The sequence below is a fragment of the Salinimonas iocasae genome, assembly GCF_006228385.1.
GTDB classification, from domain to species: domain Bacteria; phylum Pseudomonadota; class Gammaproteobacteria; order Enterobacterales; family Alteromonadaceae; genus Alteromonas; species Alteromonas iocasae.
This window is the reverse complement of record NZ_CP039852.1, coordinates 196,387-221,622: the sequence shown is the minus strand read 5'-3', so window position 1 is coordinate 221,622 and position 25,236 is coordinate 196,387. Positions and strand designations below refer to the sequence as shown.

At 49.4% G+C, this 25,236-nt stretch carries 27 protein-coding genes; 18 read left to right on the top strand and 9 right to left on the bottom strand.

The window, feature by feature from the left end:
* Positions 1 to 56: 56 nt before the first annotated feature.
* A complete protein-coding gene (locus tag FBQ74_RS00930) occupies positions 57 to 476 on the top strand; it encodes an acyl-CoA thioesterase (protein WP_139754886.1) in 420 nt (139 codons plus the stop codon).
* Entirely contained in the window at positions 469 to 1,185 is a 717-nt protein-coding gene (locus tag FBQ74_RS00925) for a 2OG-Fe(II) oxygenase family protein (protein WP_139757842.1), read from the top strand. The genes FBQ74_RS00930 and FBQ74_RS00925 overlap by 8 nt, the downstream gene beginning before the upstream one ends.
* 20 nt (positions 1,186 to 1,205) lie before the next feature.
* On the opposite strand, the gene FBQ74_RS00920 is transcribed toward FBQ74_RS00925, so the two are convergent.
* Positions 1,206 to 2,042 carry a patatin-like phospholipase family protein gene (locus FBQ74_RS00920; protein ID WP_139754885.1) on the bottom strand — a complete coding sequence of 279 codons (837 nt, stop codon included), beginning with the start codon at positions 2,040 to 2,042 and terminating at the stop codon, positions 1,206 to 1,208.
* 287 nt (positions 2,043 to 2,329) lie between these two features.
* Between FBQ74_RS00920 and FBQ74_RS00915 the strand changes: the two genes are divergently transcribed.
* On the top strand, positions 2,330 to 2,584 hold the full coding sequence (locus FBQ74_RS00915) for a hypothetical protein (protein WP_139754884.1): 255 nt from the start codon (positions 2,330 to 2,332) through the stop codon (positions 2,582 to 2,584).
* A gap of 25 nt (positions 2,585 to 2,609) precedes the next feature.
* Here the strand turns inward: FBQ74_RS00915 and FBQ74_RS00910 are convergent, their stop codons facing one another.
* The 3 genes from FBQ74_RS00910 to FBQ74_RS00900 form a co-directional block, all read right to left on the bottom strand.
* Positions 2,610 to 3,038 carry a DUF3299 domain-containing protein gene (locus FBQ74_RS00910; RefSeq protein WP_139757841.1) on the bottom strand — a complete coding sequence of 143 codons (429 nt, stop codon included), beginning with the start codon at positions 3,036 to 3,038 and terminating at the stop codon, positions 2,610 to 2,612.
* Between the two features lie 181 nt (positions 3,039 to 3,219).
* A complete protein-coding gene (gene ppa / locus FBQ74_RS00905; protein ID WP_139754883.1) occupies positions 3,220 to 3,753 on the bottom strand; it encodes an inorganic diphosphatase in 534 nt (177 codons plus the stop codon).
* 157 nt (positions 3,754 to 3,910) lie between these two features.
* The gene (locus tag FBQ74_RS00900) at positions 3,911 to 4,888 is read right to left on the bottom strand and encodes a class 1 fructose-bisphosphatase (protein ID WP_139754882.1); all 978 of its coding nucleotides are present in this window, start codon (positions 4,886 to 4,888) and stop codon (positions 3,911 to 3,913) included.
* A gap of 259 nt (positions 4,889 to 5,147) precedes the next feature.
* On the opposite strand from FBQ74_RS00900, the gene mpl reads away from it, so the two are divergent.
* The 3 genes from mpl to FBQ74_RS00885 are packed head-to-tail and all read left to right on the top strand — an operon-like array spanning position 5,148 to position 7,958.
* A complete protein-coding gene (mpl, locus tag FBQ74_RS00895) occupies positions 5,148 to 6,515 on the top strand; it encodes a UDP-N-acetylmuramate:L-alanyl-gamma-D-glutamyl-meso-diaminopimelate ligase (RefSeq protein ID WP_139754881.1) in 1,368 nt (455 codons plus the stop codon).
* The gene (locus FBQ74_RS00890; protein ID WP_139754880.1) at positions 6,512 to 7,138 is read left to right on the top strand and encodes a flavin prenyltransferase UbiX; all 627 of its coding nucleotides are present in this window, start codon (positions 6,512 to 6,514) and stop codon (positions 7,136 to 7,138) included. The genes mpl and FBQ74_RS00890 overlap by 4 nt, the downstream gene beginning before the upstream one ends.
* Positions 7,139 to 7,145: 7 nt before the next feature.
* The gene (locus FBQ74_RS00885) at positions 7,146 to 7,958 is read left to right on the top strand and encodes a S1/P1 nuclease (protein ID WP_139754879.1); all 813 of its coding nucleotides are present in this window, start codon (positions 7,146 to 7,148) and stop codon (positions 7,956 to 7,958) included.
* Here the strand turns inward: FBQ74_RS00885 and rraA are convergent.
* Positions 7,955 to 8,440: a ribonuclease E activity regulator RraA gene (gene rraA / locus FBQ74_RS00880; protein ID WP_139754878.1), complete on the bottom strand. Its 486-nt coding sequence runs from the start codon at positions 8,438 to 8,440 to the stop codon at positions 7,955 to 7,957. The genes FBQ74_RS00885 and rraA overlap by 4 nt on opposite strands.
* Positions 8,441 to 8,713: 273 nt before the next feature.
* On the opposite strand from rraA, the gene FBQ74_RS00875 reads away from it, so the two are divergent.
* Genes FBQ74_RS00875 through FBQ74_RS00845 form a run of 8 tightly spaced genes read left to right on the top strand, consistent with a single transcriptional unit; the run spans position 8,714 to position 14,964 of the window.
* Positions 8,714 to 9,232, top strand: a complete 519-nt coding sequence (locus FBQ74_RS00875; RefSeq protein WP_139754877.1) for a phosphatase PAP2 family protein — start codon at positions 8,714 to 8,716, stop codon at positions 9,230 to 9,232.
* A 1-nt stretch (position 9,233) separates the two neighbouring features.
* On the top strand, positions 9,234 to 10,301 hold the full coding sequence (locus FBQ74_RS00870; protein ID WP_139754876.1) for an MJ1255/VC2487 family glycosyltransferase: 1,068 nt from the start codon (positions 9,234 to 9,236) through the stop codon (positions 10,299 to 10,301).
* Between the two features lie 51 nt (positions 10,302 to 10,352).
* A complete protein-coding gene (lptM, locus tag FBQ74_RS18890) occupies positions 10,353 to 10,511 on the top strand; it encodes an LPS translocon maturation chaperone LptM (RefSeq protein WP_168190581.1) in 159 nt (52 codons plus the stop codon).
* A complete protein-coding gene (gene lysA / locus FBQ74_RS00865) occupies positions 10,511 to 11,761 on the top strand; it encodes a diaminopimelate decarboxylase (RefSeq protein ID WP_139754875.1) in 1,251 nt (416 codons plus the stop codon). Before lptM ends, lysA begins: the two co-directional genes overlap by 1 nt.
* Positions 11,762 to 11,796: 35 nt before the next feature.
* Positions 11,797 to 12,627 carry a diaminopimelate epimerase gene (gene dapF / locus FBQ74_RS00860; protein ID WP_139754874.1) on the top strand — a complete coding sequence of 277 codons (831 nt, stop codon included), beginning with the start codon at positions 11,797 to 11,799 and terminating at the stop codon, positions 12,625 to 12,627.
* Positions 12,624 to 13,316 (top strand): DUF484 family protein, encoded by a 693-nt coding sequence (locus FBQ74_RS00855; RefSeq protein ID WP_139754873.1) that lies wholly within the window; start codon positions 12,624 to 12,626, stop codon positions 13,314 to 13,316. The genes dapF and FBQ74_RS00855 overlap by 4 nt, the downstream gene beginning before the upstream one ends.
* Positions 13,316 to 14,233, top strand: coding sequence for a tyrosine recombinase XerC (locus tag FBQ74_RS00850; protein WP_139754872.1), 918 nt, complete (start codon positions 13,316 to 13,318; stop codon positions 14,231 to 14,233). The genes FBQ74_RS00855 and FBQ74_RS00850 overlap by 1 nt, the downstream gene beginning before the upstream one ends.
* 14 nt (positions 14,234 to 14,247) lie before the next feature.
* The gene (locus FBQ74_RS00845) at positions 14,248 to 14,964 is read left to right on the top strand and encodes an HAD-IA family hydrolase (protein ID WP_139754871.1); all 717 of its coding nucleotides are present in this window, start codon (positions 14,248 to 14,250) and stop codon (positions 14,962 to 14,964) included.
* On the opposite strand, the gene cysE is transcribed toward FBQ74_RS00845, so the two are convergent.
* The gene (gene cysE / locus FBQ74_RS00840) at positions 14,950 to 15,765 is read right to left on the bottom strand and encodes a serine O-acetyltransferase (protein ID WP_139754870.1); all 816 of its coding nucleotides are present in this window, start codon (positions 15,763 to 15,765) and stop codon (positions 14,950 to 14,952) included. The two genes, FBQ74_RS00845 and cysE, sit on opposite strands and share 15 nt — an antisense overlap.
* A 412-nt stretch (positions 15,766 to 16,177) precedes the next feature.
* On the opposite strand from cysE, the gene FBQ74_RS00835 reads away from it, so the two are divergent.
* From FBQ74_RS00835 to FBQ74_RS00825, 3 genes are all read left to right on the top strand, one after another.
* Entirely contained in the window at positions 16,178 to 16,363 is a 186-nt protein-coding gene (locus FBQ74_RS00835; RefSeq protein ID WP_139754869.1) for a CsbD family protein, read from the top strand.
* A gap of 153 nt (positions 16,364 to 16,516) precedes the next feature.
* Entirely contained in the window at positions 16,517 to 18,688 is a 2,172-nt protein-coding gene (gene uvrD / locus FBQ74_RS00830) for a DNA helicase II (RefSeq protein ID WP_139754868.1), read from the top strand.
* A 52-nt stretch (positions 18,689 to 18,740) separates the two neighbouring features.
* Positions 18,741 to 20,024, top strand: coding sequence for a sensor domain-containing diguanylate cyclase (locus FBQ74_RS00825; RefSeq protein WP_139754867.1), 1,284 nt, complete (start codon positions 18,741 to 18,743; stop codon positions 20,022 to 20,024).
* Positions 20,025 to 20,031: 7 nt separating this feature from the next.
* Here the strand turns inward: FBQ74_RS00825 and rarD are convergent, their stop codons facing one another.
* Positions 20,032 to 20,970, bottom strand: a complete 939-nt coding sequence (gene rarD / locus FBQ74_RS00820; RefSeq protein ID WP_232371955.1) for an EamA family transporter RarD — start codon at positions 20,968 to 20,970, stop codon at positions 20,032 to 20,034.
* Positions 20,971 to 21,027: 57 nt separating this feature from the next.
* Positions 21,028 to 22,365, bottom strand: coding sequence for a magnesium transporter (locus tag FBQ74_RS00815; protein WP_139754866.1), 1,338 nt, complete (start codon positions 22,363 to 22,365; stop codon positions 21,028 to 21,030).
* A 177-nt stretch (positions 22,366 to 22,542) separates the two neighbouring features.
* Here FBQ74_RS00815 and recQ point away from each other — a divergent pair, with 177 nt between their 5' ends.
* Entirely contained in the window at positions 22,543 to 24,393 is a 1,851-nt protein-coding gene (recQ, locus tag FBQ74_RS00810; RefSeq protein WP_139754865.1) for a DNA helicase RecQ, read from the top strand.
* On the opposite strand, the gene FBQ74_RS00805 is transcribed toward recQ, so the two are convergent.
* Complete coding sequence (locus tag FBQ74_RS00805; protein ID WP_139754864.1) at positions 24,394 to 25,059, bottom strand: glutathione S-transferase; 666 nt, start codon at positions 25,057 to 25,059, stop codon at positions 24,394 to 24,396.
* Between the last annotated feature and the right edge of the window lie 177 nt (positions 25,060 to 25,236).

Here is a 25,236-nt window from a genome sequence, read left to right as displayed (position 1 = left end):
ATGCTTTTGCCATGCTATGGTGAAAGCACTGTAAATAAAGGGTTAATCGACCATCTATGAGTGAAGCACATCCCTTAGAAACAACCTTCGATGTCCGGTTTTGTGAAACTGATGCACTTGGACATGTTGGAAATACGGTACTGGTACAGTGGTTCGAAGCAGCCAGAGACCCGGTTTTTGCGTATTTCGTGCCTACGCTGGATATTAAAAAGTGGCCACTGATACTGGCCAGTTATCATGTTGATTTTCATCATCAGCTTTTCTATGGCACACCGGTGACTATCAAGACCTACATCAAGCGAATCGGGCGCAGCTCGTTTGTAACGCAACAGGAAGTATGGCAAAACGACCAGAAATGCGCCACCGGCACGACGACGCTGGTTAACTTCGACTATCAGAATCAATGTTCAGCGCCCATCTCCGACGCGGTGAAAGATAAGCTTTCCGTTCATCTTCTGGAGTCTGATGATGAATAACGAAAACAACTTTATTGAAGTCATTGATGATGTGTTAGATCCAAAGCTGTGCGCTCAAATTATTGATAAATTTGATAGCAGCCCGAACTTATCACCCGGCCGCACTGGCGGCGGCGTCGATTTGGATAAGAAACGCAGTATGGATGTGTCATTTAGTGAGCGCGAAGAGTTTGCGCCATTGTTTAAACCGGTTATGGAAAAGACCGGGCAGGCACTGCTTGATTATATAGAAAAGTATTTCTTTGCGCTGGTCGGGCCTATCGGACTGACGGTGCGTCATCCTAAAACCGGTGAACCGGTTAAGCTGACACACGAGAACTTTGAGGAAGTCGGTAAGCCTAACCTGGCCAACTTACTCAACTATCTGTTTCGTATTGGCGAGGTCAACGCTCAGCGTTATACCGCTGGCGAGGGCGGCTATCCCTACTGGCACTCAGAAGTATACCCGCAACTGCCTCACAATGATGCGCTGCATCGTGTACTGCTATTCATGTTCTATTTGAATGATGTGGAAGAAGGTGGCGAGACTGACTTTTACTATCAGGGCACCTCTGTGTCGCCTAAAGCCGGCCGCATGGTGATTGCACCCGCGTACTTTACACATACGCATCGTGGACAGATGCCCAAAAGTAACGATAAATATATTCTGACTTCCTGGCTGCTATTCAGCCGTGCAGAACATATTTACACCCCTCAGGGCGGTCAGTAGCACAGCTCACTGTCCTGTTCTCAGGCTGCTGCAAGACGTTGCGCTTTTAACATTTTTAGCGCAGCGATTTTGCCAAGCTTGTAGCCTCTCGTCAGCTTTTTCTTGTCCATGGTTAATCGCTTGACCTGAAAATCGGCGGGCGGAGCGACGATGGTCAGTGACAAATCTGAAGGGGGATTTTTAAGAAACGCCAGCGTTTCATTATAAATGCCCGGACGGGACAACAGTGTTTGCATCAGTTCAGGCTGATGGCCATAAAGCCGTTCAAACAGCCAGGGCGATTTTACTGTAGGCTTTGAAAATCCAAGCGGTTGCGACAACACGACTGTTATCTCTCTTGCGCCCATCTCGTACGCTTTTTTCACAGGAATTGCGTCAGCCACGCCACCATCAACATAACGATGGTCGCCAATTCTAGGCTGATCACGGTAGGCCATAGGTATCGAACAGGATGCCACCATCAAATCATCAATGTTGTCGTGTTGCGCCCGAAGGTAATCACACTGGCCGGTATCTACATTGGTCACACCAACATAAAGCGGTATCGCAGTATTTATTTCACCAAGCTTGCTATCAAGCTGCTGCCGGCACTGATGCCACAGCCAGTGCACATCGGTCATATGCCCACCTCGAATGAAGCGAAGCGGACTGAAAAACTCTCTTCGGGTCGCGTATTCGGTAATGATGGTCCGGCTAAGACCGAGTATTTGCGATACGTAGGTAGCCAGGTTTGTTGCACCCGCTGATACACCAATAGCAAAATCGAAATGCTGTTGACGATGTAAAAATACGTCCAGAACACCGGCAGCAAAGACACCTCGCATTGCACCGCCTTCTACAACTAACGCTTTACTCATGATGTTTCTCCGTATCGGGCGTGTAACATCTACACTACGCCGTTTCCATTTGGCTGTCGTTACAGAAAAATAGATGCTATTAATCGGTTATTTATTGAGATACATCTCCTACATTCAAATTTCTGACCAACGTTTCATCCTATTGAGTATTAATCAGCATTGAGGGAAGTAAGCGGCTAATAAAGTAAGTAATCAAATGCTTCACGGAGCTACTCTAAGACCGATGCTATAACGAATTTTAAGAGGGCAATATTGTGCTGATTTGGATATTTTGCGCGGTGAGCGGGATGTTTAATGGCTACGTAGTAGCGCGTACCAGGGGTAGGTTAAAAAGAACCGGCATGTTTGTTTGTCTGACTGCCACCGCGGTTATCTCGGCAGGCTTACTTGCTCAGTTTCTGCATCAGCCGGCGCATCCACAAGGTAGCGCCGGTACACATGGTGGCGCGCCGATGGCCGGGATTGCCTACCTACTGTTTACTCTTGTGATTTGTGCTTTTACGACGGGCGCTTTTATATTTGCCCGTCAGGCAAGAAAATAGCGTTCACTATTTATAACGCATCTACCTAAAAAGGGGCTACTGATTCGCCGGTTAAGCGATAGCCAACAGAGGCGATGTCGCCCTTCCACCCTTTTGTTGATAGTGTTCCTGTCACCCATATCGCGTCGTACAGGTCATCAATGGCCACACCTTCTTCAAATTTTACATATACTATCTGGTTAGAAGGTGGTGGTGGTACGTGAATACAGGCACCGAAATAAGGCACAAGCAAAAATTCTGTGGTCAGTTCTGCCGTACCTTCCAAAGGCACTACGAAGCCCGGAATTTTAACCCGCTTTCCATCGAATTTTTCAACCACCGGTGCGTCGGGTTGCAGTTGGGTCATTTGTCCTTCGTGCTCTACCGCCGGGGCATCTAATTCATTAAACCCTGCCGGCACCAGATCTTCCCAATAGACTTCCTGAGGTTCTGCGCTTAGTGCGCTTGCCGACATCCCGGCCAAAGCAATACACGTTAAAAGACCTAGCAATGTTCGAATCATAATCTTTCCTGTTCAGGGCCTGGCGTCGAGGCAATCATTCTAATATCGATACTCAGGCTAAATTGTTCACTCAGATTGTCAATACGCATTAAAAAAGGGCCGTTGAGGCCCTTTTCAAAAATTGCGCAGTGCGTTATTTGTTTTGTTCAAAGCGCTTGATGCTGCTGGTGATCTCATCTTTGGCAGCCTGAGCATCAGCCCAGCCATCAATTTTCACCCATTTACCAGGCTCAAGATCTTTATAGTGCGTGAAGAAATGCTCAATTTGCTGCTTAGTCAGCTCTGGCACGTCGGTGATTTCTTTCACATCACGATAGATGGTAGATAGCTTATCAACCGGCACAGCCAGAATCTTGGCATCTTTACCTGACTCATCGGTCATGTTCAAAACACCCACTGGGCGACACTTAATTACTGAACCGCTATGGATTGGGAAAGGGGTCATTACCAGCACATCTACCGGGTCACCATCTTCTGACAATGAGTCGTTAACATAGCCGTAGTTAACCGGATAATGCATGCAAGTTGCCATGAAGCGGTCAACAAACATTGCGCCAGTGTCTTTATCGACTTCATATTTTACCGGATCAGCGTGTGCCGGGATTTCGATAATAACGTTAACTTCATCAGGTGCTTTGTCACCAGGAGTTACATCGTTCAGACTCATGAATGGTTCCTTAAGTTATGCAATAAAACGTTTTACCACATCGTGCCAAAAACGCGATCTTGCACCTTTGGCGTGGCGGATGGGTAAAGTATACGGTGCGCGCCGCAAAATAAAAACTGGTGACAGCCAGTTGTTTATTATCAGCGCGCTCAACTGATTATTTATCAGTCTGATAATAAGTCAGACAGGTTTCCACTTCCTCTTTCGAACCCAGAATCGTGGGCACCCGCTGATGAATTTCTTTGGGCATGACTTCCATAATCCGGCCATGACCGGTGTTAGCCAGGCCACCAGCCTGCTCCATTAAAAATGCCATTGGATTGGCTTCGTAAAGCAGGCGTAACTTGCCAGGCTTAGACGGATTACGCTTATCGAACGGATACATGAAAATACCGCCACGACACAGTACCCGGTGAATATCGCCCACCATGGCTGCTACCCAGCGCATGTTATAATCTTTACCGCGCGGACCTTCAGTACCGGCCAGCAAATCGCCGATATAATTTTTCACCGGCTCTTCCCAGTGTCTTTCATTAGAAGTATTAATGGCAAATTCTTTGGTTTCTTCCGGTACCTTCACATTCGGATGCGTCAGCAGGAAACCGCCGTGGGTTTTATCCAGCGTATAAATATGTGTGCCGCGACCCGTGGTCATTGCCAGCATGGTAGACGGTCCGTACAGGACATAACCCGCCGCCACCATTTGCGTTCCCGGCTGCAGGAAAGCAGACGGATCGTCAGCTTCCATCCACTGAGGCGCATGAGTAATTGAAAAAATAGTACCGATTAAGCTGTTAATCTCAGTATTTGATGAACCGTCGAGGGGGTCAAAACTGACAAGGTAGTTTCCTTCGGGATTACACGGAACGACCGTGTCTTCCTCTTCTGAAGAAATGGCTTTCACATAGCCGGAATCGCGCAGCGTATCTTTTAAGATTTGGTTGGAGATCACATCCAGTTTTTTCTGTGTCTCACCCTGAACGTTTTCACTTAACGTTGAGCCCAGTACGCCTGCCAGAGCGCCCTGACTGACACGGAAGGAAATTTCCTTACAACCAGCCAGTAATGTTCTGATTAACAAAATCAGTTCAAGTGGTGCACCGTCATGCTGCAGCTGTGAGTTTAATCGTTTCATGTATGCTTAAGCCTTGTCTCTTTTTGTAGGGTTATAAATATGATCAGTATGGATAAAGATATCCCTGATTAACCAGTCTTCTTTTATTATTGTATGCAAATGATTCACCAACAAAATCAAATGGTATGACTTGCATCGATTCTTTTTTAACCGGCGATGATGATTGTACCTGCGAAACGCACGACAGGGAAATGAGTTATTCGATCCGCTGTCGCCATCTGGTAGAGTAAGCCACTTCTTAAGTAAGGCAGTTATAACTATGCATGTTCACATTCTGGGCATTTGTGGCAGCTTCATGGGAGGCATTGCTGCAATCGCAAAATCGCTGGGGCACACGGTAACCGGTTCGGATACCAATGTGTATCCGCCTATGAGTACACAGCTGGAAGGGCTGGGGATTACTTTGACTGAAGGCTACGATACGGCCCAGTTCGAACCGCAGCCGGACATTGTTATCATTGGTAACGCGATGTCCCGGGGCAACCCCGCAGTAGAGTATGTACTGGACCGTAATCTGCCTTATACCAGTGGCCCGCAATGGCTGCTGGAAAACCTGCTCAACGACCGCTGGGTGATTGCGCTGTCTGGTACGCACGGCAAAACAACCACCAGTAGTATGGTGGCCTGGATTTTAGAATTCGCCGGACTTAATCCCGGTTTTCTGATCGGCGGCGTGCCCGAGAATTTCGGTGTTTCGGCGCGAATTGGCGACAGTCCGTTCTTTGTTATTGAAGCCGACGAATATGACAGCGCCTTTTTCGATAAGCGTTCCAAATTTGTACATTACCGACCCAAAACACTGGTCATCAACAACCTCGAATTTGACCATGCTGATATTTTTGCTGACCTGGCGGCCATTCAGACACAGTTCCACCATCTGGTTCGCATGGTGCCGCAAAGCGGCCTGATTCTGTCACCTGCTGATAATGCTGCTATTTCCCAGACGCTGGATCGGGGGTGCTGGAGCCAACAGCAGTTCTTAGGTAAGCAATGGCAGGCCAACCTGATTAACCCTGACGGCAGCGTGTTTGAGGTCATCAAGGATGGCGTAAAAGTGGGTGAAGTGCATTGGGCACTGTTAGGTCAGCACAATGTCGATAACGGGATGATGGCACTGGCAGCCGCTCACCATGCTGGTGTGCAAATTGGCGATGCTATCGCCGGACTCTCGCAATTTAAAAATGTGAAGCGTCGGATGGAGCTTAAGGGGATCGTGAACGATATTTCGTTATACGACGATTTCGCCCACCATCCCACGGCCATCGCAACCACGCTTGACGGGTTGCGCAATAAGGTGGGTCAACAACGCATTATCGCCATACTGGAGCCGCGCTCTAACACCATGAAAATGGGCATTCACAAAGATACGCTTGCACAATCCTGGCAACAGGCGGATGAAGTGCTACTTTATGAGCCACCGGCAATGAACTGGTCACTCAAAGATGCAGCCAATACCAGCCAGACGCCTGCTTCAGTCCTGGCATCAACTCAGGCAATTATTGAACAGGTTGTGAAAACTGTTCGCCCCGGCGATCACGTTCTGGTGATGAGCAATGGCGGATTTGAAGGTATACACCAGCGTTTGCTCGAGGCGCTTGAACAGACCCGGCAACAGGAGACGATATGACAGATAAGCGCATTACACTGGCCATCACAGGTGCCTCCGGCGCTCCCTATGCGCTGCGCTTACTGGAATGTCTGGTAAACGCTGACTATGAGATATTCGTACTGATATCGTCAGCAGCGAAAGTTGTTTTTGCTACTGAAGAAGATATAAAAATTCCCTCGCGCCCGGATGCCGCCGCCGACTTTTTCACTCAGCGTTTTAACGCCCGGTCAGGTCAAATCACCGTATGCGGCAAAGAAGAATGGTTTTCACCGGTGGCCTCAGGGTCGGCAGCACCACGTCAGATGATTATCTGTCCGTGTTCAACCGGAACATTGTCCGCTATTGCCTGCGGCGCCAGCGACAATCTTATTGAACGGGCCGCGGATGTGGTTATGAAAGAGCGCGGCCAGTTGGTTATCGTCCCCAGAGAAATGCCACTTTCCTCTATCCATTTGGAAAATATGTTAAAACTGTCACAAATGGGTGTCACAATTATGCCTGCCGCGCCGGGTTTTTATCATCAGCCAGCGTCTATCGCTGATTTGATTGACTTTGTAGTGGCGCGAATTCTGGACCACCTGGGGTTAGACCAGTCGCTGATAGCTCGCTGGGGATATCAGCCTTCTACGACAAAGGAATAAATAATACATGACCGTGTCTTTTCGAAAAAAAGCAGTTCTGGCGCTGGGTGTGGCCAGCAGTTTATTGGTAAGTCTGCCCGCCCTGGGCTGGGGTCAGACTGGCCACCGGGTAACCGGTGCCATTGCTGAGCACTATTTAAGCCCGCATGCTGCGGCCGCCGTTGAAGCGTTGCTGCCGAATGAAACACTGGCAGAAGCATCCACTTACGCAGATGAAATGCGCTCTAACCCAAAACCTTTCTGGCAAAAAGTATCACCCCCCTTTCACTATGTAACAGTGCCAGAGCAGAAGACCTATGCCGAGGTCGAAGCACCTGAACAGGGTGATGCGTTTACGGCACTTGAGCGATTCACCGAAACACTGAGAAGTGATGACGCGAGCCGTGAAGAAAAACAACTGGCACTGCGGTTCATTGTCCATATTATCGGCGACCTGCATCAGCCTCTGCATGCAGGTAACGGTACCGATCGCGGCGGGAACGATGTAAAAGTAAGATTTTTCTGGGAAGATTCCAATCTTCACCGGGTGTGGGACTCGCAGATGCTGGACCAGCGGCAATTGTCCTTCACTGAGTGGACGCGCTGGCTCAATGCCAAGATTACGCCTGAACAATTAACGCAGTGGGATACCACCGATCCCCTTGACTGGATTGAAGAAAGTACAGAAATCCGCGATACCGTTTATCCGGAGGATGCAAACGACATGTCGTATGATTATCTGTATGACCACCTGCCCACTGCAAAATTACGGCTACAGCAGGCTGGTGTAAGAATGGCGGCTTACCTGAACGAAGTATTTGCGCCCGCGAAAAAAGACTAATCGATATCCAGCGGCTCCGGCGACAGAATGACGCCGGTGCTGTCTGCGTATAAATGATCTTCAGGCAAGAAGGTCACGCCGCCAAAGTTAACCGGAATATCCGCATCACCGATACTTTCGTTCTCGGCATTTACCGGAATAGCCGCAATAGCAAGAATTCCCAGATCAAAGTCACTCAGTGTATCGACGTCACGCACACTGCCGTAGCAAACAATACCTTCCCAGTCATTATCAATAGCCAGTTGTGCAGAACTTGCGTCAATTAATGCACGGCGTGTCGAGCCACCACCATCAATTAACAGTACCTTGCCACTGCCGGGCTGCGCCAGCACACGATCAATTATGCCCCGGTCTTCAAAGCATTTGACTGTCGTAATTTCACCACCGAAAGAATATCGCCCGCCGTAGCTGACAAACATAGGATCGACCACATCGACGCTGTCAGCAAATAAATCACATAGTTCAGAGGTGTTATAGTCCATCACGAAGCCTTTTGGTTGGTGACCGAAGTCAGTTGCGCAAAGTCAAAGACCCGAATAAGCGGTCTGCGTCTTGTACTACTTTTGCTTAGCATAGCATCATTTGCGATAAACAGAACGTCGCTTTTTGTATAAAATTCAGCTCTCTTTATCTGATTGTTTTCCTCTGTTTTCCCTACGCTTTGATATGTCATAAAGGTTTCTTTTTTCTGTCACGGGACAGTCACAGACCATTTTTAGGCTATTTAATCAACAACTGGCTTCGGAATGATGGCAATGCGATTAAAGCGCCTGGGCGAATACGATACGGATTTGTTTTACCGGCTGAACCGACTTACCGCCAACCGTCAGTGCCGTCGGGTGCTCTGGATGTCAAAAACCGGCGATGGTTATCTGTATTTTGTCATCGGCCTGCTGTTGTGGGGCTTTGAGCGGGAACATGGTGAGCTTTTTCTGTACACCGCCCTGATGGCATATGCACTGGAGCTGCCGGTGTATCTGGTATTAAAAAATATCTTTAAACGCCCCCGCCCGTGTGACCTGCTATCCAACATGTTTGTGCATGTCACGCCATCGGATAAATTCAGCCTGCCCTCCGGTCACACCGCAGCGGCCTGGCTGATGGCTTATATAGTAAGTTATTTTTATCCCGACTTTGCGCTTCTGGCTTACAGCTGGGCGACACTTATCGGCCTGTCCAGAATTTTACTGGGGGTTCACTACCCTTTTGATGTGCTGGCGGGCATGGCGCTTGGCCTGACAATCGCCTATTCAAGCATAGGGTTATTAGCATAAGATGAAAATACTTTACGGCGTTCAGGGTACCGGCAATGGGCACATCGCACGGGCTCGGATTATGGCTGCAGCACTTAAACGGCATCGCGATATCGAGGTCGATTTTGTATTTACCGGCCGTGCACCCGATAAATATTTCGATATGGAAGTATTTGGTAACTACCGCACTTATGAGGGCCTGACGTTCGTCACCCGGCATGGCAAGGTGGATAAATTTGCCACCTTTCGCAGCAACCACCTTCGTCGGTTCGCCTGTGATGTCAGACAGTTTGATACCAGCAGTTACGACTTGCTGGTTAATGACTTCGAGCCGGTTACCGCTTGGGCAGCACGGCGACAAAAATTACCTGCCATCTCTATTTCCCACCAGGCGGCATTTGCCTATCCGGTACCCAAGTCGGGCGATAATGCGCTCGACAGGTTGCTGTTACGTTTTTTTGCACCTGCCGATGTTCGTCTGGGTGTCCATTGGTTTCACTTTAACCAGCCTATTGTTCCACCGTTTATCAGCGATAAACCAAGTGCTAATGCCACACCCTCGCATGTCTTGGTTTATCTGCCGTTTGAAGAAATTAATGATATCCAGAAGATGCTGGAGCCGCTCAGTAACGAGCACTTTGTCTGCTATCACCCTGATGTTTCGGCCCCGCTTAATTGTGGGCATATCAGTTGGTTCCCGCCCTCTAAATCTGGCTTTCAGCAAGCGTTGGCCGGTTGCAGCGGTGTTATCGCTAATGGCGGCTTTGAGCTTTCAAGTGAAGCCTTACACCTGGGCAAAAAGCTGCTTATAAAACCCCTCCACGGACAGTTTGAACAGCTTTCCAATGTACTGACCCTAAGCCAGCTTGAGTTGTGTCAGACCCTGTTTCAGTTAGATACTGATACCGTTGAAGAATGGCTTGATGCCCCCGACACTGAAGCTATCACGTTTCCTGACGACCCTACTATTCTTATAAACTGGCTAAAAGCAGGTAACCTGAGCGATACACAAACACTGTGTGACGCGTTATGGAAGCAGGTAAAATACGGCGATAAGACACGTCAGAAGCTTTTGTCTCTTGCATTTTAGTTACGCAATGCGATGATAACGGCACATTGAGTTACTCCCAGTGGGATCATCGTGCAAAAAACATCACGTATCATCAGTTTATGTGCCCTGACCATGCTATTGGTGGGTGCCTGCGGATATCGCGGTGCGCTCTATCTTCCGGACGAAGAACAGACCAATCAGCGTACTGATCCCCCTGCGCAACCTGACACGCAGGAGGAAACCCCCTAATGGATCATTTTGAATATCGCGACGGCCGTCTTTGTGCTGAAGATGTGCCGGTTGCAGACATTGCAGCCAAATATGGTACACCCGCTTATATTTATTCCAGAGCGACCCTGGAGCGGCACTGGCATGCTTTTGATGATGCTATCGGCGACCACCCTCATCTGATTTGCTATGCGGTAAAAGCGAATTCCAATCTTGGGGTGTTAAGCGTACTGGCTAAGCTGGGCTCCGGATTTGATATTGTGTCGGGCGGCGAACTGGCCCGGGTCATAGAGGCAGGCGGTGACGCCGGTAAAGTTGTCTTTTCCGGGGTGGGCAAAACGCCTGAAGAAATAGCCTATGCACTGGACCAGGGCATCAAGTGCTTTAACGTAGAATCGGAGCCGGAACTTCACCGCATCAACGAAGTGGCCGCGCAAAAGGGTTGTCAGGCACCGGTTTCTTTACGTATCAACCCGGATGTCGATGCTAAAACTCACCCATACATTTCTACTGGCCTTAAGGCGAACAAATTTGGTATTGCCCGTGAACTGGCGGTAGAAACCTACGAACTGGCGGCATCACTGTCAAACCTGAATGTGATCGGTATGGATTGTCACATCGGCTCTCAGTTGACTGACCTCGCGCCGTTTGTTGATGCACTTGACCGCTTACTGGTGTTAATTGATGAGCTAGCCGATAAAGGCATTGAAATTAAGCACCTGGACTTAGGTGGTGGCCTGGGCGTGCCCTATGACAGCGAAACCCCGCCCCATCCTCGCGATTATGCCGCTGCGCTGGCTGACCGAATGACTGGCAGAGAGTCGTTAACCCTGATTCTGGAGCCCGGCCGGGCTATTGCCGCAAACGCGGGAATACTGGTGACAAAGGTTGAGTTTATAAAAGAAGGCGAAGAAAAGCATTTTGCCATTGTTGATGCAGCCATGAACGACTTACTGCGTCCGTCGCTTTACTCAGCCTGGCAAAATATCATCCGCGTGGAGCAATCTACCCAGGCACCACGCCGTTTATACGATGTGGTTGGGCCCGTCTGTGAAACCGGCGATTTCCTTGGCCGGGACCGGGAGCTTGCGGTTGAGGCAAACGACTTGTTAGCGGTGCGCAGTGCTGGTGCTTACGGTTTTACTATGGCTTCTAATTACAACAGCCGCTGCCGTCCACCGGAGTTACTGGTTGATGGTGAGCAGGTATTCGTCGTCAGAGAACGAGAAAAACGCAAAGATCTCTGGAAAGGCGAGTATAAAGTTCCGTAAACTAGGACTATGATACTAAGGCAGATTAGCAGTTAATGCATATTCAGTTTTCTAAAATGCACGGTCTGGGCAATGACTTTATGGTTGTTGATAACGTCACTCAGAATGTCTTTTTTTCTCCGGATAAAATCCGGACGCTGGCTGATCGGCATTTTGGAATTGGATTTGACCAGCTATTGATGGTTGAGCCGCCCTACGACCCTGACCAGGACTTTCACTACCGAATCTTCAATGCAGACGGTTCTGAAGTTGCGCAGTGCGGTAATGGGGCGCGGTGCTTTGCCAGATATGTGAAACAAAAAGGGCTGATTAATCGCAACAAAATTCTGGTAAGCACTAAATCTGGCAATATGGTGCTTTATCTTGAAAAAGATGGTCAGGTTACCGTGAATATGGGAAAGCCTGAGTTCGAGCCGGCACGCATTCCCATGAAGGCCAATAAACAGGAAAATGTATATCTAACCCGCGAAGGCAATCACACGCTGTTTTACGGGGCGGTATCAATGGGTAACCCCCATTGCGTGCTATCGGTTGATGATATCAATACCGCGGATGTAGAAACCATCGGGCCATTATTAGAACAACACGAACGCTTTCCTGAAGGCGTAAATGTAGGTTTCATGGAAGTAGTGGGCGCTGACTACATCCGTTTGCGCGTTTATGAGCGCGGGACGGGGGAAACCATGGCCTGCGGCAGTGGTGCATGCGCAGCTGTCGCCATTGGTCAGATGCAGGGCAAGCTGGGGAAAGATGTCAGAGTCGACTTGCCTGGTGGTAATCTGAGAATTCGCTGGCAGGGACCAGGTTCAGTGCTGAAAATGACCGGGCCGGCTGAACATATTTATGACGGACAGTTAACTTTATGAGCGATGTAATCGGGCACGCAAAAACGCCTTCGGGCAATGGCTATGACGAAGATAAGACGTTAAGTGCCAGAGAGGTCGCAGACTTTTTGCGCGCGCATCCTGATTTTTTTGCCCGCCACGCAGACTTGCTGGAAGACATTCGTATTCCTCACGTACAAAAAGGCAGTGTCTCACTGGTTGAGGTTCAAAGTGAACAGTTACGCAAAAAAGTGCGCCAGCTCAATTACCGGCTGAGCCAACTCATCAGCATCGCCAAACAAAACGAAAAAATTTACCGGGTTTATACGGACCTGAATGTACAGCTACTGACTTGCCAGAGCGTGGCAGAAATTCAGCTGCGCCTTGAAGAGGTGTTGCAGGAAAAACTGGATTTAGCCTCTGTCGCGTTAAAGTTATTCAAAGGTCCGCATGCCCTGCCCGAGTTGCAGCGCCGGCTGTTTGTAGAGAAGCGCTTTAAAAACGAACCCTTTTTCTTTGGTCGCCTGAGTCAGCATGAGCGCCAGTTGTTGTTTGGTGATGCCGTTGCTGAATCGGCTGCACTGATTCTTATCGGCAATGATGAACCTCTCGCTATTGCTGCAATCGGCAGTAACGATGCCAGCCATTTTACGCCGGATATGGATACGCTGTTGTTAAAACAGCTTCAGCAGGTTTTAAGCTTTGTTTTGCCCGGACTGCTGAAATACTAATGAGTGGGACTCAGCCAGCTCCGGAAGAGTTGTCGACCCAGTGCGAACTCTGGCTGGAAAAGTTTCTTACGCATCTTCAGGTTGAACGTGGCCTTTCTGTGCACACCATCAGTAATTACCGCCGACAGCTTAAATACGTTGCCACAACATTAGCGCTGCCTGACTGGTCGGGGCTGACGCCGGTAGACATAAAGCGGGTCTTAAGTACCTCTAAGCAGCAGGGCAAACATGCCCGAAGTATCGCACTTCGCCTTTCAGCGCTTCGCACCTTCTGTCGCTATTTAATTGACCAGGGTCAGCTGTTCAGCAACCCGATGGAAGGTATTCAGGCGCCCAAACAGGGCCGGCCACTACCGAAGCAGCTCAATGTTGATGATATGCAGCAGTTACTGGATGGTAACGATGATGACCTGCTTGCTTACCGTGATAAAGCCATGTTTGAACTGCTTTACGGATGCGGGTTGCGACTCAGTGAGTTAACGGGACTTAATCTCAACGACTGTTTGTCTGACGGTCTTTTACGGGTAAGGGGTAAAGGCAGCAAAGAGCGGCTGTTACCAATGGGCAAGATGGCCCGACGTGCCCTTGAAGCCTGGTTTAAGGTCAGAGGACACTTTGCTGACCCAGGCGAACCAGCGGTATTTTTGAGCAAGCAAAAAAACCGTATCTCAAACCGGCAGGTTGCCAATCGCCTGGATGTAATGGCGCAGCAAAAAAATATCGACAGCAAATTAAACCCTCACAAACTACGCCATTCGTTTGCGACACACGTACTTGAATCCAGTGGCGACCTGAGAGCCGTTCAGGAATTACTGGGGCACGCTAATCTGTCAACGACACAGGTCTATACGCATCTGGACTTTCAGCATCTTGCTAAAGTTTATGACTCAGCCCATCCCCGGGCACGCAAAAAATAAAATAAGGAGTGCTTATGCGCTTTTATCGTCCGCTTAATCAGATTCAGGCTATGACATTTGATTTAGACGATACACTTTATGATAACGGACCAGTCATCCTTGCAGCAGAAAAAACACTGCAGGCATTTATAGCAACGCATCATAAAAAGACCAGCGCATTGAGTCGTGCACAATGGCAGCAAATTCGTCAGCAATTGCTTGCCGACACACCAGCGCTCTCATCAGATATGGGTCAGTTACGCATGCGTACCCTGATGCAGGCATTGCGAGAGGATATTTCTGACGAAAAAGCCAGAGAAGCGGCAGCGAAAGCGTGTTTTGATTGTTTTTATACTGCGCGCAGTGAGCTGGAGCTCCATGAAGATGTGCATTCTACACTTAAATCGCTGGCAGGTAGGATTCCGTTAATCGGCATTACAAATGGCAATGTGGACGTAAAGAAAATAGGCGTTGATGATTATTTTGATACGGTTTTGCATGCCAGCCTTGAGCGCCCGATGAAACCTCACCGGCATATGTTTGATGAGGCTGCGCAGACACTTAATGTTGCACCTGAAAATATCCTCCACGTAGGAGACAATCTGACCAAGGATGTCTTCGGCGCCATCTGTGCCGGTAAGCAAACCGCCTGGTTTGCCTGTAACCGGCCCATGAACCTGAATAACGAACGCGCGCCTATACTGCCCCACGTAGAGCTTGACCGGTTTGAGGAACTGTTAGCTCTGGTCTAACATGCCATTATCTTCCAGCACGTTTTGTCTCATAGAGTCACAGGGGCGACGGCAACACGGACGACCTACTACTTTGGCAGGCACCCCCACTACCGTGGTATGAGGCGGCACATCGCTTAATACCACGCTTCCGGCCCCCACTTTCGAGCCGCGCCCTATTTCAAGATTGCCCAGAATTTTTGCTCCTGCACCCACTAAGACGCCCTGGCGGATTTTAGGATGACGATCGCCAGACTCATTCCCCGTGCCGCCTAATGTGACGCTTTGCAGCAAAGAGACATTATCCTCAATCAGCGCAGTTTCACCCACTACGATACCGGTCGCATGGTCGAACATGACACCTTTGCCCACCCGGGCGGCAGGGTGCATATCGACGCCAAAGGTCTCTGAGTTTCTGCTTTGCAGGAACAGCGCCAGCTGATGCCTGCCCTCTTTCCATAAATAGTGAGCCATCCGGTGTACCTGAACTGCCTGGAAACCTTTGAAATAGAGCAATGGCGTCAGATAATCGTTTACCGCGGCATCGCGGTCAAAAACAGCTTCAATATCAGCAATCGCCGCATCAACAATTTCTGGTTGCAGCAGGTAGGCCTGGTCAAAGACTTCCCGTATGGCCAGCGCAGGCATCACGTCATCAGCAACCTTATTGGATAGAATAAAGCTCAGTGACGATTCAAAATTATGATGCGTTAAAATGCAGGCATGGATATAACTTGCCAGTAGTGGCTCATTATCAGCGATGCGTTGTGCCTCGCTTTTCAGCGAGTGCCAAAAATCGTTTGTTCCGGTGAGTGCCTGCATGACGATATTCCCGATGATATGAAGTAGAGGGATGCATGATGTAACGAGTACTGATGCGTTACTGTGAAGATAGCAAACGCGAATTTCAAGCTATCAAAGTGCATCTGCGATATTTTGCACCTGTGGGGCGTTGTACCCCTGATAGCGGTGTTCTGATCACGCTGCTCCATTAAACGTGCTTCATCTGACTATATGTGCGATTGCATGAATTCATGTAAAACCTGCAAGCAACCTGTATGAATGCCATTCTCTCGTGACGGTGCCAAATGAGTCAGTTAAGCTCAAAAGCCTCAAAATACCTTAATTATCAACACCCTAAAATATATATTGTGGCGTGGTATGACTGATGCATTCGTAAATATGGAAGCCTGCGGTAAAGCAGGTATCGCAACACTCTTTATGGAGGAACGCAATGAACAGCGATAAGTTAGAAGGCAATTGGAAAGAAATGAAAGGTAAAGCCCAGCAAAAATGGGGCAAGCTTACCGATGATGATCTGGATGTTATCGACGGTCGCCGCGAAGAACTAATCGGCAAAATCCAGCAACGTTATGGCAAAAGCCGTGAAGAAGCCGAACGTGAAGTTGATTCATTGTAAGTTTTAGTATCAGCACGTGACCACTCTGGTCACGTGTTTGTTTTTCCTCCCCTCCCCCTCTTACAGAAAAAAATCCCTGCTTTGCTGTATAAACGCACAGTTCACTGGCATAATTGCGCTCATTTGTAGTCTACGATACAGGTGCCGGAAATTATGGATGTCTCTTTACTGCTCGACAGTCTTAACGATAAACAACGTGAAGCTGTGGGCGCGCCACTTTCCAATATGCTGGTACTGGCTGGCGCAGGCAGTGGGAAAACCCGCGTTTTAGTGCATCGCATTGCCTGGTTGATGGAAGTAGAGAACATCACGCCATTTTCCATTCTTGCTGTAACGTTCACCAACAAAGCCGCCCGTGAAATGCGGGGTCGAATAGAGTCATTGATGGGCCGCAACCTGCACAATATGTGGATTGGCACGTTCCATGGCCTCGCCCACCGATTGTTACGAAGCCATCACTCAGAAGCCGGGCTGCCTGAAAATTTTCAGATTCTTGACTCAGATGACCAGTATCGCCTGGTGAAGCGTATTTTGCGCGCCATGAACCTTGACGAAAAGCACTGGGCCCCCAAGCAAGTTCAATGGTATATCAACGGTAATAAAGATGAGGGTTTACGCCCGCAGCACATAGAAACCCATGGTGACGCTGTAGCGCAGAAAATGCGCGAGATTTACGCCGCTTATCAGGAAGCGTGTGACCGCTCTGGCCTGGTTGACTTTGCCGAGCTGTTACTGCGGGCACATGAACTTTGGGCCAAAAACCCCGAGGTACTGGCACACTATCAGCGCCGTTTCAAAGCCGTGCTGGTCGACGAGTTTCAGGATACCAACAACATCCAGTATGCATGGCTGCGTATGCTGTGCAGTGCTGATACTAACAACATCATGATTGTGGGTGATGATGACCAGTCAATCTATGGCTGGCGTGGTGCCAATGTTGATAATATCCATAAGTTTTTAAAAGATTTTGACCAGACCACCACTATCCGTCTTGAGCAAAACTATCGCTCTACCGGCAATATTCTTAATGCTGCCAATGCGGTAATTGATAATAATGCAGGCAGGCTGGGCAAAGAGCTGTGGACCGAAGACAGCGAAGGCGATTTGATATCAGTCTACGCCGGCTTTAATGAGCTTGATGAAGCACGGTTCATCGTTTCGCAGATAAAATCCTGGCTGGATGAAGGTAATCCGCTTAAAGAATGCGCCATTTTATATCGCAACAATGCGCAGTCCCGGGTGCTGGAAGAGGCACTCTTGCACGAGGCCATAGCTTATCGCATTTATGGCGGCCTGCGCTTCTTTGAAAGACAGGAGATAAAGGATGCGCTGGGTTATCTGAGAATGATTAATCACCCTCATGATGACGCAGCATTTGAGCGGGTGGTAAATACACCCAGCCGGGGCATCGGAGAAAAAACGGTAACCCAGGTCAGAATGACCGCCCGTGAACACAACTGCTCTTTGTGGCAGGCCAGTAACCTGCTGCTATCAGAAGGTTCTCTGAACGGGCGTGCTGCCAATGCGCTTCGTAGTTTTACATCGCTTATAACAGAACTGGAGCAGACCGTTTTATCCCTGTCACTGGAAGAACAGGCCGACAAAACGATTAAAGATTCAGGCCTGTACGCCATGTATCAGGCCGAACGTGGTGAAAAAGCGCAGGCGCGGCTGGAAAACTTAGAAGAACTGGTTACTGCGTGTAAACAGTTTATCGTGCCTGAAGAGGCGGATGAAATGACCCCGCTATCTGCTTTTCTTGCGCATGCTTCCCTTGAAGCAGGTGAAACCCAGGCTGATACTGAGCAGGACGCTGTGCAGATGATGACAATTCACAGCGCCAAAGGGCTGGAGTTCCCGCTGGTCTTTATGGCGGGTGTGGAAGAAGGCATGTTCCCGTCACAGATGACCAATGATGAGCCCGGCAGAATGGAAGAAGAGCGCCGTCTTTGTTATGTGGGAATGACCCGTGCAATGAAGAAGCTGTTCATTACTTACGCCGAAAGCCGGCGCGTTTACGGGCAGGATAAATTTCATACGGCATCGCGCTTTATTCGTGAAATCCCTTCTGAGTATGTGCAGGAAGTCCGCCTTAAGAGTCAGGTATCCAGGCCCGTACATAACCGGTTTAGCCGCGCGGCATCTCACGAAGCGTTTCAGGACAGCGGTTTTACGCTGGGTCAGCGCGTCACTCACCCTAAATTCGGCGATGGCGTGGTACTTAACTTTGAGGGCGCTGGTGACCATGGTCGCGTACAGGTGAACTTTGATGAGTTCGGCGCAAAATGGCTGGTATTGGCTTATGCTAAACTAAAGGCTAATTGAACACCGGGCAATGTTGCGCACAATATACCTTAGGTAACAGAGGTTTGTGCGCGTGCAAAATAAGGTTCTTATTATAGAAGACAGCCGGACGGCCCTTAACATTGTCGTCAGGCTCGTTGAACAGGCTGGCCTGGTAGCGGTGGTCTCCCGAACCCTCACCGAAGCACGTCATGTCTTTATTCATTCCACCCCGGAAGACTTTCTTTGCGCCATTGTAGACTATAACCTGCCTGATTCGCCCAATGGCGAGGCCATCGACTTCTGTATTCAGAGCATCTTGCCGACCATCGTCGTTACTGGTCGCCTGGACAGCGAGACACGCGAAGATGTGCTGCGCCGGGAAGTGGTGGATTATATTCCGAAAGAAAATGCACAAACCTACGATTACCTTGCCCGCTTGCTCAAGCGCCTTGAGCACAACAAGCAGATTGGTGTTGTGGTGGCAGGTCAGGATCGTTCCACCGCCATTAAAATGAGCTCGCTTTTACGTCGCCACAATTTTATTACTCACGAAGCCTCTAAGGCCGAAGACACTTACAAGCTGGTCAGGGACAACCCGGAAATCCGAGTGGTGATTACCGGCAGACACTTCAGTGACGAGAAAAGCACTTCGGTTATCTCAAACTTGCGTGTCGACTACCCAAAAGAACGACTGGCGATTATCAGTGTAAGTGAACAGGAAGCACAGCTAAACTCAGCCCGCTTTATCAAATCCGGCGCCAATGACTTTTTACTGACGCCATTTTGCCATGAAGAATTTTTGTGCCGAATCACCCAGAATATCGAACTGATTGAGCACGTTGAGGCGCTGACCTCTATGGCGAATTCCGATTTTCTCACCGGCTTGTTCAACCGACGCTACTTCCTTAATAAATTATCAGCAATGGCGGCAAGACGCTCTGAACGTTACTCGCTGGCTGTACTTGATCTGGACAACTTCAAACAGGTTAACGATTCTTACGGTCATGATGCAGGAGACATCGTTCTGGTGCATACCGCCGCTGTGTTACGACAACACTTTGCCGATGCCGTCATTGCCCGGTTCGGCGGGGAGGAATTTTGCATCTTTATGCCCGATATCAGCGCTGAACAGGCCCTTAGCAGAATAGAAGCATTACGGGCGCTTGTTTGTCAGCAGCCGGTAAAGGTTGGCGATGAAAAAATCTCAGTCAGCATCAGCGCCGGGCTGCTGACAACCAAGGCCAGCTCACTGGTAAACAGTATCTCTCGCGCTGACAAACTCCTTTATCAGGCGAAGCATGCAGGTCGCAACCGCGTTGTCTCAGACATTGCCTTCAGCCGGGCCCTTGACCGGGCCATTCAAAAAACAGCCTGAAAAACGGTCACGCAAGCCGGGCCTTTCGGGCGGTTCGATACGCTTTTAAAGAATCGATACTGAATATTACCAGCGCAGCCCAGACAAATCCGAATGTGATCAGCCGAGCTGGCTCAAGAGGCTCGTTGTACAGATAGACTGCAAGCAAAAACATCAGTGAGGGGCCAATATACTGGAAAAAGCCCAGTGTAGAATACATAAGGCGCCGTGCGGCCGCAGTGAAACATAACAGCGGCGCAGTGGTAACAATCCCTGCAGCCACCAGCAATACGTTTAATGAGACAGTATTGGTGAACATATCAGAATGCACAGAGCCAAACCAAATCCAGTAGCCGATAGCCAGCGGAAGCAGCATCAGCGACTCAATAAACAGACCTGGCAGTGAATCTACAGACACCTGCTTTCTGAGTAATCCGTATACGCCGAAGGTACCCGCCAGCACCAGCGCAACCCAGGGCAGATAGCCATGCGCAACAATCAGAATACTTACACCGATAACCGCCAGAATCACAGCGAACCGTTGCATCGGACGCAGTTTCTCCCCTAAGAACATTCGCCCCAGAAAAACATTCAGCAAGGGGTTGATATAGTATCCCAGACTGGCATCAAGCAGATGGTCGTTATTTATCGCCCAGATGAACAGCAGCCAGTTGGCACCGAGCAGCACACCGGCCACGGCCAGCGTTTTCATCACCCGTGAAGAATACAGTGCAATTCTTACCTTGTTCCACTGGCGAGTGACACCGAGCAATATGATAAGTACCAGCACAGACCATACAATGCGATGCACCAGAATCTCCAGCGCCGGCATTATCTGTAATTGCTTAAAATATAAGGGTGCTACGCCCCACATGGTGTAGGCGGCAATTGCGCAAAGCACGCCTGCCTGAGTGCGTTTTGCATCAGCATCGATATGCATACGGATTATTACCTGCGCGGTTGGCATCCGCCTTCATTCTCAAAAGGCGGTTTCACGGTTAGTCGTTTAAGGCTGTGAAGTGTATTACAGCAAAAACAGCGTGCCTAGCCCTAAAAAGGCCACAAACCCAACAATGTCGGTGACTGTCGTTAAGATGACTGAACCAGACAGTGCCGGGTCTATTTTTAGTTTATCCAGAATAACCGGTACAAACACCCCGGCAATCGCTGCAGCAACAATATTGAACAAGATAGCCAGACAAATAACCACGCCAATAAGCACATCGGTAAACCAGAAATAAGCCACCACCCCAATGATAAGCGCCCATATCACCCCGTTCACACCACCAACCTTAAGCTCTTTTACCATCAGCGCCCGCGTATTCGCTTTGGTCACCTGCCCCAGTGCCAGCCCGCGAACAATCAGTGTCAGAGTCTGACTACCGGCAATGCCGCCCATGCTGGCAACAATAGGCATGAGTACTGCCAGTGCTACCACCTGCTGTAACGTGGCTTCAAACAGGCCAATAAACCAGGAAGCCAGAAATGCGGTAAGCAGATTAATGCCCAGCCATACAGCCCGGTTTCTGGCACTTTTGGCGACCGGCGAGAACAAATCCTCGTCTTCATCCATACCGGCGGTTGCCATGACCTGACGTTCATAAAACTCGTTAATGAGTTCTGATGCTGAGGTAATATCGAGCCGGCCTAGCAGTTTATTGCTATCATCCACCACAGGCAGTGCGGCAAAGCCTGAACGCTGCACCTGCAGTGACGCATTGGTGGACTCATCACTACCTTTAAGTACTGGTATATTCTCTTCAATAAGCTCTACCAGCGGCACGTGCTCCGGAGAGCCGAAGATACGGGTAAGCCTGACTACCGCCGAAAACTGGCCGGAGCGATTCACCAGAAAGATAGTATCGCAATGACGTGGGACATTGCGGCGAATCAGACGTAAGCCATCGCGAACCTTGGCATTTAAAGGCAGTACCAGCAGATCATGGGTGAGCCAGTGCCCAACCTGATCGTCGTTAAATTGTGTGGCTTCGCGAAAGAAGGTTTGCTGCTGTGCATCCAGTTCGGCATAGGCTAGATCCACCAGCCGATTGGGCAGCGAGTCCATCAGCTCCAGCAGTTCTTCTGCTTCGATATCTGAAAACAGTGCAGACCACTCTTCTTCCTCGGTGGCATCAATAAGAATTTCACGCGGATCAGAGCGCATCTCAACCAGCACGTCGAGCTTACGCTCACTGGGTAAGTCCTGCCACAGTGACAGACGTGGTTCAACGGGTACGGATTCCAGTAACGTCGCAACCGCGACATCATCCTGAGAAACAATAGCGTCCAGCACAGCGCCCGTATCATCGGTGCTGTTATCCGAGACAATTTCCTGAATGAGATCCGGCAAAGGTTCAGCCACGTTGTTCTCCTTATTTCATGCTGCCTATTAAAAACGTTACAGGACCAGTGCAGGATCCACTGCTCTACGCTTTTAATCCAATAAGGTGACAGAATAACAGTGACTTAGCCTGCACAAGAAAAGAAATTTGTATTAACCCGTGAAGCGCAGGCTGAAAATGCGTAAAATCCCTGCGCGATGACTTTGACTTCCTCCCAGACAGACACCACAGATACCGCTGATAAGGCCGACGCCCAGGATATTCTTGAGCGGGTATTTGGCTATGCGTCCTTTCGTACCGGCCAGCAGTCGGTCATTGAAAACATTATCAGTGGACAGGATACGCTGGTATTACTGCCCACAGGGGGTGGAAAGTCGCTGTGTTACCAGATTCCGGCCATGGTACGGCAGGGCACCGGCATTGTCGTGTCGCCGCTTATCTCGTTAATGCAGGATCAGGTAGAGCAGCTTCAGGCGGTGGGCGTAAAAGCGGCGTATCTGAACTCCAGTCTTGAGCATGAGACCCAGCAACAGATTCAGACAGCGTTGCTTGATAATGAATACGACCTGCTTTACGTCTCTCCTGAGCGCCTGCTACAGCCCTATTTTCAGAATTTGCTGCAACAGCTTACCGTGTCACTTTTTGCAATAGACGAAGCGCACTGTGTCAGTCACTGGGGGCATGACTTCAGAATGGACTACCGGCTACTGGGCCGACTGAAAAGCCAGTATCCTGATGTCCCGGTAGTAGGGCTTACCGCTACAGCCGATGCGGCCACCCAGGCGGATATTCTGGTCCAGTTAAATTTATCAGATCCGTTTGTATTTAAAGGTAGTTTTGACAGGCCGAATATACGTTATCGCGTAATGCCGAAATACAAAGCGTTTGATCAGGTGCTTGATTACGTCAAACAGCAGGATGGCAGTAGCGGCATTATTTACTGTAACAGCCGCGCGAAAGTTGATGACTTGTACGCCAAGCTTCATCGAGCGGGGATCAGTAGTGCTGCGTATCATGCCGGACTGGATGCCGACGAACGTGAATATGTACAGCGTCGCTTTTTAAACGACCAGGTCGATATTGTGGTCGCCACGGTTGCATTTGGTATGGGTATTAACAAATCTAATGTGCGGTTTGTGGTACATCACGATGTGCCTCGCAGTATAGAAAGTTATTATCAGGAAACGGGGCGTGCCGGGCGTGACGGTCTGGAAGCTGAGGCCCTTTTACTGTTTGATGAAAAAGATGCCGCCCGAGTCAGACAATGGATTGAGCAGGGTGATAAGCCCGAACGAAACCAGGTAGAGGTACAAAAGTTTGCTGCTATGGAAGCCTTTGCTGAAGCACAGACGTGTCGCCGTCAGGTTTTGCTCAACTACTTCTCACAGTTCAGCGATGCGGCGTGCGGTAACTGTGATATTTGCCTGGACCCGCCTAAGCTGATTGATGGACTGGTCGTCAGCCAGAAAATTCTCTCCGGCATATTGCGCCTTGAGCAACAGGCGGCATCGCAATATGTTATTGATGTACTGCGTGGAAAGCAGCTTCGCCGGATTATAGAAAACGGCCATCAGGATTTGTCGGTGTATGGGATTGGTAAATCTGAGTCTGACAGTTATTGGCACAATATGATTAATCAGCTGATTCATCAGGGCCTTATTCGCGTCGACCTCACTGCTGGTGCTGCGCTGCGGCTGACAGAAGCCGCTCGTCCTGTTCTTAAGGGCGATGTACCGGTGAGACTTGCAGTCCCCCGCCTGACATTCAAAGCTGAGAAAAAGCCGAAAAACAAACCGGCTGTTTACGACAAGGCATTGTTCAAGCGCCTCAAACATCTGCGCAAGTCGCTGGCTGAAGAGCATAGTGTACCGCCCTATGTCGTGTTTTCAGATGCTACCCTGGCAGACATGGCAGCAAGAACGCCCACCACGCGTAATGACATGCTTGATGTCAGTGGCGTTGGCCGTACCAAAATGGAGCGCTACGGCGAGGCATTCCTGCAGATGATTCTTGATTATCTGGACAGCACAATCAATAATGACTTTTAATCAGGCGTAGTCGTACTCGCCTCCTTTTTCCAGTCCACGCTTATAGGCATCACGGTTATGAATGCGCTTCACATAAGCGTTGATTGCCGTCCATTTTGATGCGTTTTCGCGCGCCACCAGCGCCTCCAACGGAAAGCTCATTTGTATATCCGCCGCGGAGGGCGCATCGCCGGCAAACCAGTCGTTTTTAGACAGGTACGACTCCACATAGCGCAGGCTCTGATTCAGGTTCGGACCGTAATAGTTATCCATAATGGCATCAAGAATCTTATTGGCCAGCGGGCGAATCAATGCCGGGCTTTTCTGTTTTGCTTTTTTAAATACCAGGCTGGCTACCAGAGGCGGCATCAGTGAGCCTTCTGCAAAATGCAGCCAGAATAAATAATCCTGATATACCTTATTATCCGACGGTACCGTAAAATTGCCCGCGCCATATTGGTGAATGATGTACTCCACGATGGCTCCGGACTCGGCCATCTTACTGCCGTCCTCAAACTCCAGTACCGGTGAGCGTCCCAGAGGATGTACAGCTTTTAATGAATCAGGTGCCAGATTGGTTTTAGGATCGCGCTCGTAGCGTTCAATCCGGTACGGGACTTCCAGTTCTTCCAGCAGCCATAAAATCCGTTGAGAACGTGAGTTATTTAAGTGATGAACGGTGAGCATAGTTCCCTCAAAGTGTAATTGTTGTTAGTGAATGACAGCATCGTTCAGGCCTGCCGGTTAATCGCTATGATTTGATACGACTGACTAACAGGTCAGATTACCTGCATATTGTGCTTTTATCAAAGCGGGGCATTTGTTAGCTTAAAGCGTCTGAAACTTTCTTTTTCAAGGGTTCCC

What these genes read in the sequence shown, in the direction of transcription:
- FBQ74_RS00875 (WP_139754877.1), top strand. Translation starts at nt 8,714, where the DNA reads ATGCGATTAAAGCGCCTGGGCGAATACGATACGGATTTGTTTTACCGG.
- FBQ74_RS00920 (WP_139754885.1), bottom strand. Translation starts at nt 2,042, where the DNA reads ATGAGTAAAGCGTTAGTTGTAGAAGGCGGTGCAATGCGAGGTGTCTTT.
- cysE (WP_139754870.1), bottom strand. Translation starts at nt 15,765, where the DNA reads ATGCAGGCACTCACCGGAACAAACGATTTTTGGCACTCGCTGAAAAGC.
- mpl (WP_139754881.1), top strand. Translation starts at nt 5,148, where the DNA reads ATGCATGTTCACATTCTGGGCATTTGTGGCAGCTTCATGGGAGGCATT.
- FBQ74_RS00890 (WP_139754880.1), top strand. Translation starts at nt 6,512, where the DNA reads ATGACAGATAAGCGCATTACACTGGCCATCACAGGTGCCTCCGGCGCT.
- FBQ74_RS00930 (WP_139754886.1), top strand. Translation starts at nt 57, where the DNA reads ATGAGTGAAGCACATCCCTTAGAAACAACCTTCGATGTCCGGTTTTGT.
- FBQ74_RS00900 (WP_139754882.1), bottom strand. Translation starts at nt 4,888, where the DNA reads ATGAAACGATTAAACTCACAGCTGCAGCATGACGGTGCACCACTTGAA.
- FBQ74_RS00915 (WP_139754884.1), top strand. Translation starts at nt 2,330, where the DNA reads ATGTTTAATGGCTACGTAGTAGCGCGTACCAGGGGTAGGTTAAAAAGA.
- FBQ74_RS00850 (WP_139754872.1), top strand. Translation starts at nt 13,316, where the DNA reads ATGAGTGGGACTCAGCCAGCTCCGGAAGAGTTGTCGACCCAGTGCGAA.
- FBQ74_RS00805 (WP_139754864.1), bottom strand. Translation starts at nt 25,059, where the DNA reads ATGCTCACCGTTCATCACTTAAATAACTCACGTTCTCAACGGATTTTA.
- rraA (WP_139754878.1), bottom strand. Translation starts at nt 8,440, where the DNA reads ATGGACTATAACACCTCTGAACTATGTGATTTATTTGCTGACAGCGTC.
- FBQ74_RS00835 (WP_139754869.1), top strand. Translation starts at nt 16,178, where the DNA reads ATGAACAGCGATAAGTTAGAAGGCAATTGGAAAGAAATGAAAGGTAAA.
- FBQ74_RS00870 (WP_139754876.1), top strand. Translation starts at nt 9,234, where the DNA reads ATGAAAATACTTTACGGCGTTCAGGGTACCGGCAATGGGCACATCGCA.
- dapF (WP_139754874.1), top strand. Translation starts at nt 11,797, where the DNA reads ATGCATATTCAGTTTTCTAAAATGCACGGTCTGGGCAATGACTTTATG.
- FBQ74_RS00855 (WP_139754873.1), top strand. Translation starts at nt 12,624, where the DNA reads ATGAGCGATGTAATCGGGCACGCAAAAACGCCTTCGGGCAATGGCTAT.
- uvrD (WP_139754868.1), top strand. Translation starts at nt 16,517, where the DNA reads ATGGATGTCTCTTTACTGCTCGACAGTCTTAACGATAAACAACGTGAA.
- ppa (WP_139754883.1), bottom strand. Translation starts at nt 3,753, where the DNA reads ATGAGTCTGAACGATGTAACTCCTGGTGACAAAGCACCTGATGAAGTT.
- rarD (WP_232371955.1), bottom strand. Translation starts at nt 20,970, where the DNA reads ATGCCAACCGCGCAGGTAATAATCCGTATGCATATCGATGCTGATGCA.
- FBQ74_RS00925 (WP_139757842.1), top strand. Translation starts at nt 469, where the DNA reads ATGAATAACGAAAACAACTTTATTGAAGTCATTGATGATGTGTTAGAT.
- FBQ74_RS00910 (WP_139757841.1), bottom strand. Translation starts at nt 3,038, where the DNA reads ATGTCGGCAAGCGCACTAAGCGCAGAACCTCAGGAAGTCTATTGGGAA.
- recQ (WP_139754865.1), top strand. Translation starts at nt 22,543, where the DNA reads ATGACTTTGACTTCCTCCCAGACAGACACCACAGATACCGCTGATAAG.
- FBQ74_RS00845 (WP_139754871.1), top strand. Translation starts at nt 14,248, where the DNA reads ATGCGCTTTTATCGTCCGCTTAATCAGATTCAGGCTATGACATTTGAT.
- lysA (WP_139754875.1), top strand. Translation starts at nt 10,511, where the DNA reads ATGGATCATTTTGAATATCGCGACGGCCGTCTTTGTGCTGAAGATGTG.
- FBQ74_RS00885 (WP_139754879.1), top strand. Translation starts at nt 7,146, where the DNA reads ATGACCGTGTCTTTTCGAAAAAAAGCAGTTCTGGCGCTGGGTGTGGCC.